12 protein-coding genes are annotated in these 15,180 nt (G+C 71.2%); 9 read left to right on the top strand and 3 right to left on the bottom strand.

What is annotated here, in order from left to right; genetic code table 11:
- Positions 1 to 600, bottom strand: a 600-nt coding sequence (locus ABT085_RS16825; RefSeq protein ID WP_351607577.1) for an RNA-guided endonuclease InsQ/TnpB family protein, incomplete at its 3' end; no start/stop codon positions are given.
- A 27-nt stretch (positions 601 to 627) separates the two neighbouring features.
- Between ABT085_RS16825 and tnpA the strand changes: the two genes are divergently transcribed.
- The 6 genes from tnpA (at position 628) to ABT085_RS16855 (ending at position 8,428) form a co-directional block, all read left to right on the top strand.
- The gene (gene tnpA / locus ABT085_RS16830; RefSeq protein ID WP_351607628.1) at positions 628 to 1,044 is read left to right on the top strand and encodes an IS200/IS605 family transposase; all 417 of its coding nucleotides are present in this window, start codon (positions 628 to 630) and stop codon (positions 1,042 to 1,044) included.
- A gap of 292 nt (positions 1,045 to 1,336) precedes the next feature.
- Positions 1,337 to 2,908: an ABC transporter substrate-binding protein gene (locus tag ABT085_RS16835; RefSeq protein WP_351607580.1), complete on the top strand. Its 1,572-nt coding sequence runs from the start codon at positions 1,337 to 1,339 to the stop codon at positions 2,906 to 2,908.
- Between the two features lie 14 nt (positions 2,909 to 2,922).
- A complete protein-coding gene (locus ABT085_RS16840) occupies positions 2,923 to 3,966 on the top strand; it encodes an ABC transporter permease (RefSeq protein WP_351607582.1) in 1,044 nt (347 codons plus the stop codon).
- 6 nt (positions 3,967 to 3,972) lie between these two features.
- Positions 3,973 to 5,943: a dipeptide/oligopeptide/nickel ABC transporter permease/ATP-binding protein gene (locus ABT085_RS16845; protein ID WP_351607587.1), complete on the top strand. Its 1,971-nt coding sequence runs from the start codon at positions 3,973 to 3,975 to the stop codon at positions 5,941 to 5,943.
- The gene (locus ABT085_RS16850) at positions 5,940 to 7,046 is read left to right on the top strand and encodes an ABC transporter ATP-binding protein (protein ID WP_351607591.1); all 1,107 of its coding nucleotides are present in this window, start codon (positions 5,940 to 5,942) and stop codon (positions 7,044 to 7,046) included. Before ABT085_RS16845 ends, ABT085_RS16850 begins: the two co-directional genes overlap by 4 nt.
- Positions 7,043 to 8,428, top strand: coding sequence for a serine hydrolase domain-containing protein (locus ABT085_RS16855; RefSeq protein WP_351607597.1), 1,386 nt, complete (start codon positions 7,043 to 7,045; stop codon positions 8,426 to 8,428). The genes ABT085_RS16850 and ABT085_RS16855 overlap by 4 nt, the downstream gene beginning before the upstream one ends.
- A 112-nt stretch (positions 8,429 to 8,540) precedes the next feature.
- Here the strand turns inward: ABT085_RS16855 and ABT085_RS16860 are convergent, their stop codons facing one another.
- Together ABT085_RS16860 and ABT085_RS16865 are read right to left on the bottom strand one after the other, a co-directional pair.
- A complete protein-coding gene (locus ABT085_RS16860) occupies positions 8,541 to 9,665 on the bottom strand; it encodes a M20 family metallopeptidase (RefSeq protein ID WP_351607600.1) in 1,125 nt (374 codons plus the stop codon).
- Positions 9,662 to 11,260 (bottom strand): N-acyl-D-amino-acid deacylase family protein, encoded by a 1,599-nt coding sequence (locus ABT085_RS16865; RefSeq protein ID WP_351607603.1) that lies wholly within the window; start codon positions 11,258 to 11,260, stop codon positions 9,662 to 9,664. Before ABT085_RS16865 ends, ABT085_RS16860 begins: the two co-directional genes overlap by 4 nt.
- A 163-nt stretch (positions 11,261 to 11,423) precedes the next feature.
- Between ABT085_RS16865 and ABT085_RS16870 the strand changes: the two genes are divergently transcribed.
- The 3 genes from ABT085_RS16870 to menC are packed head-to-tail and all read left to right on the top strand — an operon-like array spanning position 11,424 to position 15,132.
- Complete coding sequence (locus ABT085_RS16870; protein ID WP_351607605.1) at positions 11,424 to 13,079, top strand: PucR family transcriptional regulator; 1,656 nt, start codon at positions 11,424 to 11,426, stop codon at positions 13,077 to 13,079.
- 47 nt (positions 13,080 to 13,126) lie between these two features.
- Positions 13,127 to 14,017, top strand: a complete 891-nt coding sequence (locus ABT085_RS16875; protein WP_351607607.1) for a GNAT family N-acetyltransferase — start codon at positions 13,127 to 13,129, stop codon at positions 14,015 to 14,017.
- Entirely contained in the window at positions 14,014 to 15,132 is a 1,119-nt protein-coding gene (menC, locus tag ABT085_RS16880) for an o-succinylbenzoate synthase (RefSeq protein ID WP_351607610.1), read from the top strand. Before ABT085_RS16875 ends, menC begins: the two co-directional genes overlap by 4 nt.
- Positions 15,133 to 15,180: the final 48 nt, after the last annotated feature.

The following is a 15,180-nucleotide window of genomic DNA, read 5'->3' on the forward strand; positions in this document are numbered from 1 at the left end:
CAGGACCGCGAAGGCGGACAGGCCGAGGTCGATACCGGCGTCGGTCTGAACGCCGGGGAGGATGTCCGGCTCGGTGTCCACGACGAAGCTGAGGAAGTACCGGCCGCAGCTGTCCTTGGTGACGGTCAGGGACGTGGGTGCGGCCGGAAGCCTGCGGGACCACTTGACCTTGACGTTGCCGACCTTGGCCACGTACACCCTGCCGTCGCTCTGGAGGCAGAAAGCGTTGGTGTTCAGGCGGATCGACTGCCGGGTGTCCTTCTTCGACTTGTAGCGGGGAGGGCCGGCCTTGCGACCCTGCCGCTTGCCCCTGAGGCTGTCGAAGAAGTTCTTGTAGGCAGCGTCCAGGTCCCGCAGAGACTGTTGCAGGACGACCGCCGAGACGTCGGCGAGCCAGGCGCGTTCCTCGGTGCGCTTGGCCTGGGTGATGCGAAGCCGGGACAACGCGGCCGACTTCACATACGGCAGCCCCGCCGCGTGCGCTTCCTTGCGATCACGCAGGCAGTCGTTCCACACCACCCGCGCGCACCCGAACGCCTGGGCCAGCGCACGGCGCTGGGCGGCATCCGGGTAGGCCCGGTAGTTGTAGCGAAGCTGCATGAAAACGACACTACTACGATTGGTCTCATAGACGCACAGAACGACCACAGACAGGGCAGGCACGTTGCTTCGGCGATGCATGTGCACTTGGTCTTCGTGACGAAGTACCGGCGCGGGCTGTTCAACGACGAGATGCTGACACGCTGCGAAGAGATCATGCGCAAGGTCTGCGAGGACTTCGAAGCGGAGCTGAAGGAGTTCAACGGCGAACGCGATCACGTCCACCTCCTCGTGCACTACCCGCCCAAGGTCGCCGTCTCCAAGCTGGTCAACAGCCTCAAGGGCGTCTCCGCCCGCCGGATACGGCAGGAATTCACCAGCCGGATCAACCGCACCATCATGCACGGGCACCTGCGGTCGCCCCCGTATTTCTCCGCATCGTGCGGAGGAGCACCGTTGGCGATCGTGCGCCAGTACATCGAGCAGCAAAAACGTCCGCTCTAACGTGCACGTCAGAGCAGTCTTGAGACGCATTCATCCCCGGCGTGAACGCCCGGGGCCTTCTGCAAGAGTCCCGGTAAAGCCGCCGTGCCCCTGGCGGGACAGGTGCCGACCGTCGCGAGCAATCCGCCTGCGGATCCGGCGCCTTGGGGTCCGGCGACGAACGCGAGGTGCCCATCTGGTGCTCAGCGACGAAGACGGCCGGGGCGTGGCGGCTGGATGCTCCTGCGCATCCCTCACCGCCACGGTGGGCTGCTGGAGGCTTCTTATGAGACTGCACGGAACCAGGACAGCAATGTTGTGTGTGATCGCGCTCGCCGCCACGGCCTGCGCTGGAGGGGCCTCGGGCTCAGGTGCCGAGAATCAGGGCGCCTATGTCCGCAACGGCACGTTCACGTCGACCCTGTCGCAGGACCCGGGCAAGCTCGACCCGTACCACACCGTTGTCGCGGCGGCCAACGACCTGCTGTCCTATGCCTACGACCCGCTGGTCTCCCTGGACGACAAGGGAAACCCGATCCCGGGCATCACGACCAAGTGGGACGTCACCCCCTCATCGGTCACGCTGACGCTGCGCAAGGGCGTCACGTGCTCCGACGGCTCGGCGGTGACCCCGAGCGTCGTCAGCAAGGACCTGGACTATCTCAAGGACCCCAAGGCCGCCTCGCCGCTGCTCGGCATCGTGCTGCCGGGCCCGGACTTCACCACCGAGGCCGACGACGCCGCGGGCACCGTCACGATCACCACCGGCAAACCCTACGGCCTGCTGCTCCCGTCGCTGTCCGCCTTCTTCGTGGTGTGCGGCCGCGGCACGGCCGACCCCACCGCACTGGCCAGGACCAGCAGTGGATCGGGCCCGTACAGGCTGACCGAGGCCGTGCCCAACGACCACTACACGCTGGTCCGCCGCGACACGTACGCCTGGGGGCCCGACGGCGCCAGGATCAATGTGCCCGGAGCCCCGCAGAAGATCGTCCTGAAGATCGTCAACAATGACACCACCGCAGCCAACCTCCTCACCAGCGGCGCCCTCAACGGCAGCGTCGTCAACGGCCCCGACCGGGAGCGGCTGATGCGCGCCATGAAGGAGTACCGCTTCGAGGACGGCGGGACACTGGCGGTGTTCAACGAGCACCCGGGCCATCCCGGCGCCGACCCCGTGGTCCGCAAGGCGCTCACGCAGGCCCTGGACCGCGGGCAGATCGCGGATGTGCTCACCGACCGGCAGGGCAAGATCGGTAACACCACGATGGGCGTGCCGCCGCTGATCTGCGACGACTCCGGCGCTGCGGCGGGCATCCCCGCGTTCGACGAGGCGGCCGCAGGCGCCGCGCTGGACGCGGCGGGCTGGCGCAAGGGCGCGGACGGGGTCAGGTCGAAGGGCGGCAAGCGCCTGAGCCTCACCGCGATGTACTCCTCCGACCGGCCGAACGCGTCGGCGGGCATGGAGCTGTTCTCGGCCGCGTGGAAGAAGCTCGGGGTCGACGTGCGGGTGAAGAGCCTGAACTCGGCTGCCTTCCTGCAGGCGGTCTTCCAGAGCGACAACTGGGACGTCACCCCGGAGATCAACCTGGCCACCCAGCTGCCGTCACAGAGCGTCAGCTTCTTCTCGGGCCCGGGCGCCCCCAAGGGATCCAACTTCGCAGGCATCCACAACACCGCCTACGAGCAGCTGGTCGCCCAGGCGGTGCCGACCCCGGGCCGGCCCGGCTGTCAGGTGTGGGCCGAGGCCGAGAAGGCGCTCTTCGCCCGAGCCGACGTCGTCCCCATCGCCCAGCGGTACGTCAGCTACTTCGGGCGCGGCGCGACCTTCGAGATGTCCGGCGAGATGCCCCTGCCGACCAGTATCCGGCTGCGCGCCAACTGAGGGGACACCACGCCATGGCTCAGCCATCCCCGGGCCCCGTGACGGTCCCGCGCGACGGTTTTCGGGCGGTCGTCGCCGGCGCCGAGCGCCAGGGGAAGGACATCAGGCGGTCCTCCCCCTGGGCACGGTTTGTGATCAGACGCGTGGTACGCCTGGCGATCTCGCTCTTCGTGGTCATCACCGCCTCGTTCCTGCTTGTCCACCTGGTCCCCGGGGATCCGGTGCGGTCCGCTTTGGGCATCACGGCCGACCCCGCCGTGGTGGCGGCCCGCCGAGCCCAACTCGGCCTGGACAAACCTTTGCTGACGCAGTACCTGCACTACCTGGGAGGCGTCTTCACCGGGAACCTCGGTACCTCGATCACGAGCGGTGATCCGGTGTCGTCGGTCATCGCCACCCGGCTGCCGGCGACCGCGCAGTTGGCGGGTCTGGCGTTCCTGTTCACCTCGCTGGTGGCCGTCCCTGCCGGTATGTGGGTGGCCGTGGCCACTTACGGTGGGCGCCGCCGCGGCGCGAATCTGGCCTTCACCAGTGTGACCGGCATCTGCACCACCGTCCCCGACTTCCTGATCGGCGTGGGTCTGGTCTTCGTCTTCGCGGTCACACTGCCCTGGCTGCCACCCGCCGGCGCCGACACACCCGCCTCCTACCTTTTGCCCGTGCTCGCCTTGGCTCTCGGTCCCAGCTGCCAGCTCGCGCGCATCATCCGCACCGAGACCACCCGCGTCCTTGGGCAGGACCATGTGCAGGTCGCCCGCAGCAAGCGCCTGCCCGCGCGGCTGCTCTACCTGCGCCACGCGCTGCCCAACGTGCTCACCGCGGGGCTCACCGTCGGCGGCATCCTGTTCGCTGCGCTGGTCGCAGGCAGCGTCCTGGTCGAGAACGTCTTCGCCTGGCCAGGGCTCGGCAGTACCGTGGTGGGCGCGATCGTCGCCCAGGACTACCCGCTGGTGCAGGCGATCGTCCTGCTCCTGGGTGCGGTGGTGCTGGCGGTGAACCTCGTCGTCGATGTGGCCCTCGGTCTGCTCGACCCCCGCTCGACCCTCACGAGGAGCTGAAGAACGGTGACCACGCACAGCAGCCGGTACGCCTGCCGGATCGGCCCCACAGGAATGACGGGCGCACTCGGCCTGCTCCTGCTGCTCTTCCTGGCGGTTGCGGGCCCCGTCATCTGGGGCGCCGACGCCTCGCACCTGGATGTGGCCGCGGCCCAGCAGGGACCCTCCGCACGGCACCTGCTCGGCACCGACAGCCTGGGCCGGGACATGCTCGCCCGCGTGCTGTCGGGGGCCCGTCTCTCCCTGGTCCTCGCGGTGTCGGCGACGGCCCTGGGTTCGGCGGCCGGCGTGCTGCTCGGCGCGTTCCCCACCGTCCTCGGCCACCGCGGCCGCCGGGCATGGGAATCGGCGATGAACACCGCGATCGCGTTCCCCGCGCTGCTGCTGGCGTTGTGCGTCGCGACCGTGGCCGGTGTCGGAGCGACAGGTGCGGTGGTGGCCCTCGGTATCGCGACCGCCCCCAATTACGCGCGCTTGACCTACACCCTCGCCTCGTCCGTGTCCGGCTCGGACTACGTCAGTGCCGCACGGATCCTCGGGGTGTCCCGGTGGCGCCTGACGCTGCGTCACATCCTGCCCAACATCGCCGAACCGCTGATCGTGACCACGACCCTGCAGGTCGGCGGCATGCTCATCGCCCTGTCCGGGCTGAGCTTCCTCGGGCTGGGCGTCCAGTCGCCCTCCTACGACTGGGGGCGCCTGCTCAGCGAGAACCTCAACCGCATCTACACCGCCCCCGCCGCGGCCCTCGCGCCCGGCGTCGCCATCGTCATCGCCGGGCTGGTCTTCAACGCCCTCGGCGAGAGCGCGGCCGCCCTCGTCCGCCGCGACCCGGCCACCGCCCGAACCGCCCGTCCGCGCTGGTTCGGTGGGGCACTGCGCCGCACCACCGCGGGCCCACCGCAGGCCGCAACGGCCGCGCAGGAGACGGCCGGGCAGGAGACGGCCGGGCCGACGGCCGACGCGTACGCGCTGCGCGTGCACGACCTCTCGGTCGTCTTCCCCAGCCCGGCCAAACCGGTGCACACCGTGCGGGGCGTCACCCTGGACGTGGGGCGCGGCGAGAAGGTCGGCATCGTCGGCGAGTCGGGCAGCGGCAAGACGCTGACGGCCCTGGCGATCGCCGGGCTCGTGCCGCAGCCGGGGCGGGTCACCGCCGGCCTCATGGAGATCGCCGGACGGGACCCCGCATCGTTGCGGGCACCCGAGCAGCGCAGGCTGCTGGGTTCGATGACCGCGGTGGTCTTCCAGGACCCGCAAAGCTCCTTCAACCCCGCACTGAAGATGGGGCGTCAGCTCACCGAGGCCAGCGAGGTCCACCTCGGCCTGCCACGCGCAAAAGCGATGCGGCTCGCGCAGGACCGGCTGCACCAGGTCCGTGTCCCCAGCCCCGCCATCAGAATGGCCCAGTACCCGCACGAGCTGTCCGGCGGCATGCGACAGCGCGCCATGATCGCCATGGGTCTGATGGGGGAACCCGCACTGATCATCGCCGACGAGCCCACCACCGCGCTCGACGTGACCGTGCAGGAACAGATCGTGCGGCTTTTGGGCCAGATCAACGAGGACACCGGAGCGGCGATCTTGATGATCTCGCACGACATCTCGGTCGTCACCTCGTTGTGTCAGCGGGTGGTGGTGATGTACGCAGGCCGGATCGTCGAGGACATCGGCCTCACCTCCCTGCTCGACGGTCCCGCCCATCCCTACACCGAGGCGCTCCTGGCGGCCGTGCCCCACATGACCAGCGACCGGGACCAGCCGCTGGCCACCATCCCCGGCCGGCCCCCGCAGCCCCTCGAGATGCCCTGCGGCTGCGCCTTCGCACCGCGCTGCCGGTTCGCATCCGAGCAGTGCCGCAGCGAGCAGCCGCCCCTGGAGGTGCGCGACGGGCGGCGCATCGCCTGCTGGCACCCGCGTCCGCCGATTCCGGCGGGCCGTACCGGTACGACGACCACCGAGGTGGGACCGGCATGAGCGGATTGCGGATCGAAGGGCTGACCGTACGGTACGGGCGGGGTCGCCGCGCCATGACGGCGGTCGACGGCGTGAGCCTGACCGTGCCCCCGGGAAGGATCGTCAGCCTGGTCGGCGAGTCGGGCTCGGGCAAATCGACCCTCGCCCGCGCCATCGTCGGACTCGCTCCCCTCACCGCGGGCCAGGTCCTGCTGGACGACGAGGACATCACCTGCGACACAGCCCGCCGCCGGCGGATCCAGATGGTGTTCCAGGACCCCTACGCCTCGCTCAATCCGCGGATGAAGGTCGGGGCGAGCGTGGACGAGGCGCTACAGGCCCGCGCCGGTGCGCGCCTGACACGCCGGCAGCGCAGCCGGGAGATCGGACGACTGCTGGAACTGGTCGCGCTGTCCCCCCAGCATGCGGACATGCTCCCTGGGCGCCTGTCGGGCGGCCAACGGCAGCGGGTGGCCCTCGCCCGGGCGCTCGCGGTGCGCCCCGACGTCATCATCGCCGACGAGATCACCAGTGCCCTCGACGTCTCCGTGCAGGGCGCGGTGCTCAACCTCGTCCGCGACATCCGGAGCCGTTCCGGCACCTCGATGCTGTTCATCTCGCACAACCTCGAGGTGGTCCGGTACGTCAGCGACGTCATCGCCGTGATGTACCTGGGCCGCATCGTGGAGGCCGCCCCCACCGAGGAGCTCCTGTCCCGGCCCCGCCACCCCTACACCAGGGCCCTGCTGGCAGCCGTGCCCCGGCTGGGCCGGTCCTGGCGCGAGATCACCACGCCGCCCGGGGACCTGGACGCCCCCGATCCCCACCGTCCTCCGCAGGGCTGCCGCTTCCACCCCCGCTGCCCCGTCGGGCCGCGCGTGAACGCCTCCCGTCCGGTGTGCCTGACCCTGGACCCGCAGCTCGACGCGGCGAGGCGACCCCACCGGGTGGCCTGCCACTTCGCCGACGACCTGGCGGCCGCCGGCAACCTCATGGCCGGCGGCCCCACCCGGGACGCCGCAAAGATCGGCGAAGAACGCGACGGCCTGTCGAGGGGCGGGCACGCCTCGCTCGCCGCGGCGGCCGCCACCGATGAAGAGACCGCGACGAAGGAGCAACGGTGACACTGGACCAGGCAGAACTGGGACGACGGCTCGAAGAGCTCGCCCGCGTGTACCGCGTGCCCGGCGCCTGCTTGGCCGTCCACGCGGGCGGCCGGACCACTCTCACGGCGGCGGGCGTGCTCAACCGGGGTACGGGAGTGCCGACCACGACCGATTCGCTGTTCCAGATCGGTTCCATCACCAAGACGCTGACCACCACCCTGGTGATGCAACTGGTGGACGAGGGGCTGCTCGACCTCGACGAGCCGGTGGTGAAGGTGCTGCCCCGGTTCAAGGTGGCCGACCCGGACGTGACCGCGTCGGTGACGATGCGTCACCTGCTCACCCACACCAGCGGCATCCAGGGCGACGTCTTCACGGACGCCGGCCGCGGGGACGACGTGCTGGAGCGGTTCATCGCCCGATGCGCGGAGCTGGGCCAGTCGCACCCCATCGGTGCCACCCAGTCGTACTGCAACACCGGCTTCGCCATCGCCGGCCGGGTGATCGAGGTGCTCACCGGCCAGCTGTGGGACACCGCCCTGCGCGAGCGTCTCCTCGCCCCTCTGGGCATGGACCGCACCTTCACCCTGCCCGAGGACGTGCTGCGCTTCCGGGCGGCCATGGGGCACCTGCCGGTGCCCGACGGCGGAGTGGACGACTGGCCGCGACCCGCGCCGCGCTGGGACATCCCCCGCTCGGCCGGACCGGCGGGCATCGTCGTCGCCACCGCCGAGGACCTCGTCACCTTCGCCCGTATGCACCTCGCCGACGGCACGGCCGCGGACGGCACCCGCGTACTGTCCGCCACGTCCGCGCGCATGATGCGCGAGCCGCAGGTGGCGGTGCCGGACCGCTGGACCATCGCCGACCACTGGGGCCTGGGCTGGTTCCTGCCGACCTGGGAGGGCCGGACCCTTTACGGCCACGACGGCGGCACCATCGGCCAAAGCGCGTTCCTGCGCATCCTCCCCGACCGGGACGTCGTCATCGTCCTGCTCACCAACGGCGGACGCGCCCGGGAGCTGTTCCAGGCGGTCGCGAACGAGGTCCTCCCTGAGAGCGCCGGGCTGCGCGTGCCCGGGCCGCCGCAGCCGCCCGCCGAGCCCCTCCGCGTGGATCTCGCCGACTGGTACGGGAGCTACGAGCGGCACGGCGTGCACATGGACCTCGCCCCGTGCGAGGACGGCACGCCGCACCTCACCGTGACCCACAACGAGGGGCTGGCCGGCCTCGAGGAGCCACCGCACCGGATGCCGCTGACCGCCGTCGATCCGGACGCCGGCCTCTTCGTCACCCGCGAACAGGACTTCGCCGCGTGGACACCCGTCGTCCTCTACACCCTGGGCGACAGCTCCCGCTACCTCCACTTCGGAGGTCGCGCCACGCCGAAGACCAGCTGAACACGCGCCCCTCGTACCGCCGCGCCCGTGGCCGGATGCGGCGGCACGAGGACCACAGTCCGGGGGCCTGCGCCGGGAGCGCCCGCCCCCGAGCCCTGCGTCGGGCAATTGCTCAGCCGGTGCCGAGCAGCCGCCCGATGAGCGCCGCCATGAGTGCTGCCCGCTGCGACATCGCGGACACGTCGGCGTACTCGCCCCGGGCGTGCGCGTGATCCCCGACCGCGCCCAGCCCGTCCAGGGTGGGCACCCCGAGCCCGGCGGTGACGTTGCCGTCCGAGCCGCCGCCGACCGCCGCGCGGCGCAAGGGGGCCAGCCCCAGCGCCTTCGCCTCCTGCGCGGCCGAGGCGAACAGATGTGCCGAATGGGAGGCCTCCAGCGCGTACCGGTTGACACCCCCGTCCAGTTCCAGGCCGGCGCCGGCGGCCACGGGCTCGAGCGAGCGCAGGGCGGCGTCCACCCGTTCCAGCTCGGCCGCCGTCCATGCCCGCACGTCCACCTGCACCAAGGCCCGTTCGGGAACCGTGTTCATGGAGGAGCCGCCCGACAGGACGGTCGGGGTCACGCTGGTGCCTGCGCCGGGATCGCCCAGCGCGGCGATGCGCAGCACCTGATGGGCGACTTCCACGGTCGCGTTGATGCCCTTGTCCGGCTCCAGCCCCGCGTGCGCGCCCCGCCCGCGGACGTGCAGCCGGTAGGCGCCGATGCCCTTGCGCGCCGTTTTCAACGCCCCGGCTGCGCTCGGTTCCGGCACCAGCACGGCCCGGCAGCCGCGGGCGGTGTCCTCGATCAGCTCACGCGAGGACGGAGCGCCGAGCTCCTCGTCGCTGGTGAGCAGGACCGCGACGCCCTGCGGCGACGACAGCAGCCGCAGGGCTGTGAACATCTGCACGATGCCGGCCTTCATGTCGAAGACACCGGGGCCACTGGCCAGGTCGCCATCCACCGTGAACGGCCATCCGGCGAGCGTGCCGGTCGGCCACACCGTGTCGAAGTGGCCGATCACCAGCACGTCCCCGGTGCCCGAACCCGGCCACAGCAGATGAGGCCGACCCTGCAACTCCAACCGCCTGGGCACCCTTCCCAGCGCCTGCGCGCCGAGTTCCGCGACCAGGTCCGCACACGCGTGCAGGGCCGGCAGGTCCGAGGAGAAGGACTCCTGCTCCACCAGCGCGGCCAGCTCGGCCCGCATCCGCGGCGCCTGCGCGGCGGCCGCGGCCAGCAGCGCGGCGGGCTTCACCGGGCCACCGCCGCTTTGGCGGCTCGCTCGCCGTGGCCCGCACGCAGCACACGGCCTCGCCGCTCACCGGTGAACTCCCCGCCGTCCACCACGACAGCCCCAGCCAGCACCACGTACACGATGCCCGTCGGCTTGACGTCGGGCACCGTGTAGGTGCCGTCATGGCCGACCGTCCGAGGGTCGAAGACGCACAGGTCGGCGATCGCGCCGGGCCCCACCCAGCCGCGTCCGGCGAGGCCGAACTGGGCGGCGGTCGCCGAGGTCGCCTTGCGGACCGCCTCCGGCCAGTCCACCACTTCCTCCTGGCGCACGTAGCAGCCGAAAAACCGGGGGAAGCAACCCCAGGTGCGCGGATGATCCAGCCCGGTGGGCATGCCGTTGTCGGAACCGATGCCGATGAGGGGATCGGCCATCATCGTCCGCAGGTCCGACTCGGCCATCATGGTCGGCACGATCATCGCGTTCACGTCGGCTGTGATCAGGGAGCACAGGGCCTCCCACGCGTCGCCCGCGCCGCTGACCTCCTTGAGGGTCCGGCCGGCGACCGAGGTGTCCCGGTGACGGTTGATCAGCACGTCGGCGGGCGTCACCTGGCGCCACAGGCCCGCCGCCATCGCCTGCGCCGGGTCCTCGGCCCTGGCACGCAGCCGGGCACGCTCGGCCGGGTCGGCCATCCGGGCCAGCAGCGCCTTCGCGCCCCCGGCCAGCGCCTCGGGGGGCAGCATCGCGTGGAGCATGGTGCCTCCGGCGAGGTAGGGGTACACGTCGCCGCGGACGTCCACGCCGGTCACCCGCGCCGCGTGCAGCTTGTCCAGCAGGATCGCGGACTTGCCGTGGTTGGGCCGGCCGGCCGCCTTGCAGTGGGAGATCTGCACCGGGATGCGTGCCCGCCGGCCGATCTCGATCGCCTCGTCCAGAGCGGCCTCCAAAGCGTCGCTCTCGTCGCGCATATGGGTCGCGTACGGGCGTTGCCACCGGTGGGCGACCTTGCCCAGTGCCACCAGTTCCTCGACGTCGGCGTAGGCCCCCGGTGTGTAGATCAGACCGCTGGAGAAGCCGGCGGCCCCCGCGGCGAATGCCTCGTCTGCCAGCGTGCACATGGCCGCCAGCGCCTCGGGGGCCAGCTTGCGGCGCATGCCGTTCGCCCTCAGCCGCAGCGTGTGGTGCCCGACCATCACGGCCAGGTGGTTGGTGGGACCGGCGGCCTCGATGTCGTCGAGGTACGCGCCGAAGGAGCGCGCCGTGTACGCGGCCCCGGCCGCGAGGTCGCCGAACAGCGCCTGAGCCTCCCGTGCGGCCGCGTCGTCCATCGGGGCGGCGGAGTAGCCGCAGTTGCCGGCGATCTCGGTCGTCACCCCCTGGAGCAGCTTGAAGGGCTGCGGATCGGGCATCATCGGGACCATGTCCGAGTGGCTGTGGGGGTCGATGAACCCCGGCGCGATGGCCATCCCCGCGACATCGATCTCCCGCCGGGCGGGCCCCAGATCGCGCCCGAGGGCCCTGACACGGTCGCCCGTCACGGCGACGTCCGCCCGCACGCCGGGGGAACCCAGGCCGTCGTAGACGGTGCCCCCGCACAACTTCAGCTCGTACACGCCACGTCTCCTCACGGTGGTTGCCTGCGGGATGGCAGTCTCGCCAAAGGCCCACACCTTCACCTCGTCTTCCGCGACCAATCCGGTGTGGCGACCATGTGGCCCGGCACATATCCCCGCCGGGTGCGGCGTGCGACCGTAAGCGGCATTGGAAGGACGGAACGTGACGAACCCTTACGCGCATCCCTCCCTGGCGCGGATACTCGACCTGCTCGGGACATCCGCCGCCCGTCTGCTCGCCGCGCCGGCGGGATGTGACATCCCGATCTCCGGGCACAGCGTCCTGGACGTCACCGAGGAGGAGGGCCCGGCCCACGAAGGCGCGATCCTGCTGGCCGTCGGGGTGTGTCCCGACGCCGCGGCCCTCCTTGACGCCCTGCCCGCGCTCGGCCGGGCAGGCGCCGCGGCGATCGCCCTCAAGACCCGCGGAGCGGACACCGGCCCGCTGGTCGAGGCCGCCACCGCCGCAGGAGTCGCTGTCCTCGCCGTCGCCGATGTCATTCCCTGGCGGCACATCGACGCGCTGCTCGCCGCCGCCGCGGGAACCTTCGGGCAGGACGCGCCAGGATTTCCCTCGGCCGCCGCGGTCGGCGACCTGTTCTCCCTGGCCAACGCCGTGGCGGCGATGGTGGGCGGTGCCATCACCGTCGAGGATCCCCAGCAGCGGGTCCTTGCCTACTCCAACCTCCCCGGCCAGCCGATCGACGACGCACGCCGCGACACCATCCTCGGGCGGCAGGTCCCCCTGGACGACCACTACCTGCGGATCTACCGGCGGCTGTGGCGCGCTGCCGGCGTCGTCCGCATCGGTGACGCCTCGCCGCTGCCCCGCCTCGCGGTGGCCATCCGGGCCGGTACCGAACTCCTCGGCTCCCTCTGGGCGGTGGAGTCCAGCACCCCGTTCGGCCCCGAGGCGGAGCAGGCACTCGCCGACGCCGCCAAGGCGGCCACGCTCCACCTGCTCAGGCTGCGCCGCGCCACCGAGCTGGAACGCCGGGCCCGCGGCGAACTGCTCCGCTCCCTGCTCGCCGGCAAGCCCCCCTCCGCGGCCAGGTTCGGCATCGACCTCGGCCGGATGACCGTGCTCGCCCTCGAACTGCCCTCCTGCTCCAACACCCCGGTCAACATCCTCGGGCTGCAGGTCGCAGACCTGGTGATGGCCTGCGCGGAGACGTTGACCTCTTCCACCTCCTGCGTGGTCGAGGGACAGGTCGTCTACGCCCTGCTCCCCCTTGCGGAGGACATACCGCAAACACGAGTGGCATCACTGGCCGAAACCGTCATCACCCGCTGCGAACAGTCGCTGCACACCCGGCTGCGGGCCGGCATCGGATCCGCGGTGGCCGACTTCGCGGACGTACCGCGCTCGCGCCTGGAGGCAGACCGGGTCCTGGCCGTGCTCGCCGCCGAACCACTGCGCGCCCGCGTCGCCACCATCGAAGACGTGCGCTGCCAGGCGATCCTGCTGGAACTCGAAGAAACCATCGCCAACGACCCGCGGATCCATCTCGCCTCGGTCACCGCAATGCTGCGCCACGACGCCGAGAGGGGGACCCGGTACGCCGAGACCCTCCTGGCGTACCTCGACGCCTTCGGTGACACCACCGTTGCAGCGGACCGCCTGCACGTCCACCAGAACACCTTCCGGTACCGCATTCGCCGCCTCGGGGAGCTGTTCGGCGTGGACCTGGGCAACGCGGACGAACGCCTGGTGACCTGGCTGCAGTTGCGGCTGATGGTCTGCGAGGCAAGAACAGCGCCGACCCCCGCCGAAGGCCTCCACGTCGTCGTACCCCACCAAGTCCCAGGCCGGGATTGATATGCCACGACGAAGCACTCGGCCGCGGATGCAAACAGAGTGAGGGGGTGGCTACTTCACCCATCGCCGCCCTCCCGGGCGCCGTACCCGATGCACTGGACGGGGCCGCGGCCGCCGCGGCGGCCGCCCAGGCCCGTGCCGGGGTCGAGGTGCGCGAACTCAGCGACATCCCTGCACTGACCAGCGCGGCCCTGCTGTTCGCGGACATCTGGAACACCGACCGGCCGCCACTCAACTCCGACGTCATGCGGGCGCTCGCCCACGCGGGCAACTACGTGGTGGGGGCCTTCGACGGCGAGGAACTGCTCGGCGCGTCCGTCGCCTTCCTCGGCCTGCGCGAGGGGCCGACCCTGCACTCCCATATCAGCGGCGTCCACGCCGGCGCGCAGGGGCGCAGCATCGGCTTCGCGCTCAAACTCCACCAGCGCGCCTGGGCCATCCGCCGCGGGATCGACAGCGTGACCTGGACCTTCGACCCGCTGGTACGGCGCAACGCCTATTTCAACCTGGTCAAACTCGGTGCCCGCGCCACCGAGTACCTCACCGACTTCTACGGCGACATGAGTGACGGGATCAACCAAGGCCAGCACAGCGACCGACTCCACCTCTCCTGGCCGCTGCTCGCCCCCCACGTCATCGATCTGCTCGACGGCGTGCCAGGCCGCCGCCCCGCACAGCCGGATGCCGCCGCCCACGCCGAGCCCCGCCTCGTACAGGGCCCGGACGGCGGCCCCCAGTCGCACCCCACCGACGCGCAGGCCCAGCTGTGCTGGATCCCCCCGGACATCGAGGCCGTGCGCCACCAGGACCCCGCCGGTGCCGCGCACTGGCGCCTGGCCCTGCGCACCGCCCTGACCGGCGCCCTCGCCGAGGGCTACCGCATCCGGACCTACACCCGGTCCGGGCACTACCTACTCACCCGGAGGAACCCGTCGTGAAGATCGCCGGATGCGAACTGCGGCGCGTACGGCTGCCGCTCGTCGAGCCGTTCCGCACCTCGTTCGGCACCCAGCACGCCCGCGAGCTGCTGCTCCTGCGCCTGCTCACCCCCGACGCGGAAGGCTGGGGCGAGTGCGTGGCGATGAGCGACCCGCTGTACTCGGACGAGTACAGCGACGGTGCCAAGCACGTCGTCCAGCACTTCCTCCTGCCCCGGCTCGCCGCGGTTCCCGAGATAACGGCCGCCCACATCGCGCCGCTGCTCGCCCCCGTCAAGGGCCACCGCATGGCGAAGGCCGCCGTGGAGATGGCCGTTCTCGACGCCGAACTGCGGACCGCCGGCCTGCCCTTCGCCCGCTACCTGGGCGCAGTACACGACAAGGTTCCCGCTGGTGTCTCCGTCGGAATCATGGACTCGACCGACCGGTTGCTCGACGCGGTGGCCGGCTACCTGGACGCCGGGTACCTGCGCATCAAGCTGAAGATCCAGCCCGGCTGGGACGTGGAACCCGTCCGCGCCGTGCGGGAGCGCTTCGGCGACGAACTGCTGCTCCAAGTCGACGCCAACACCGCGTACACCGTCGCCGACGCACCCAGGCTCGCCCAACTGGACCAGTTCGGTCTGCTGCTGATAGAGCAGCCACTGGCCGAGGACGACGTGCGCGGCCACGCCGAACTGGCCCAGCGCATCCGCACGCCCCTGTGCCTGGACGAGTCGATCACCTCGGCGCGCGCTGCGGCCGACGCGCTGACCATCGGCGCCTGCACGATCATCAACATCAAGCCAGGTCGTGTCGGCGGCTACCTGGAGGCCCGGCGCATCCACGACGTCTGCGCCGCCATGGGAGCCCCGGTGTGGTGCGGGGGCATGCTCGAGACAGGGATCGGCAGGGCCGCCAACGTGGCGCTCGCCGCGCTGCCCGGCTTCGTCCTGCCGGGCGACATCTCGGCGTCCGCCCGTTACTACGCCCAGGACATCACCGCGCCCTTCGTCCTGTCCTACGGCCACCTGCCGGTGCCCGACGCACCCGGCTTCGGCGTCGATGTCCAACCCGACGCGCTCGAGGAGTTCACGATCTCGCGCACCTACGTGAACCTGCAGACCCTGCGGTAGGACCCGGAGTGCGGGCCCGAGAACCGCCGGCAGTCGAATCACGGAGGT

The sequence above is a fragment of the Streptomyces sp. NPDC002265 genome, from assembly GCF_040296125.1.
In the GTDB taxonomy this organism is placed as follows: Bacteria; Actinomycetota; Actinomycetes; order Streptomycetales; family Streptomycetaceae; genus Streptomyces.

Excerpts from the sequence above, each read along its gene's own strand:
- ABT085_RS16835 (WP_351607580.1), top strand. The coding sequence starts at position 1,337 with ATGTTGTGTGTGATCGCGCTCGCCGCCACGGCCTGCGCTGGAGGGGCC.
- ABT085_RS16840 (WP_351607582.1), top strand. The coding sequence starts at position 2,923 with ATGGCTCAGCCATCCCCGGGCCCCGTGACGGTCCCGCGCGACGGTTTT.
- ABT085_RS16850 (WP_351607591.1), top strand. The coding sequence starts at position 5,940 with ATGAGCGGATTGCGGATCGAAGGGCTGACCGTACGGTACGGGCGGGGT.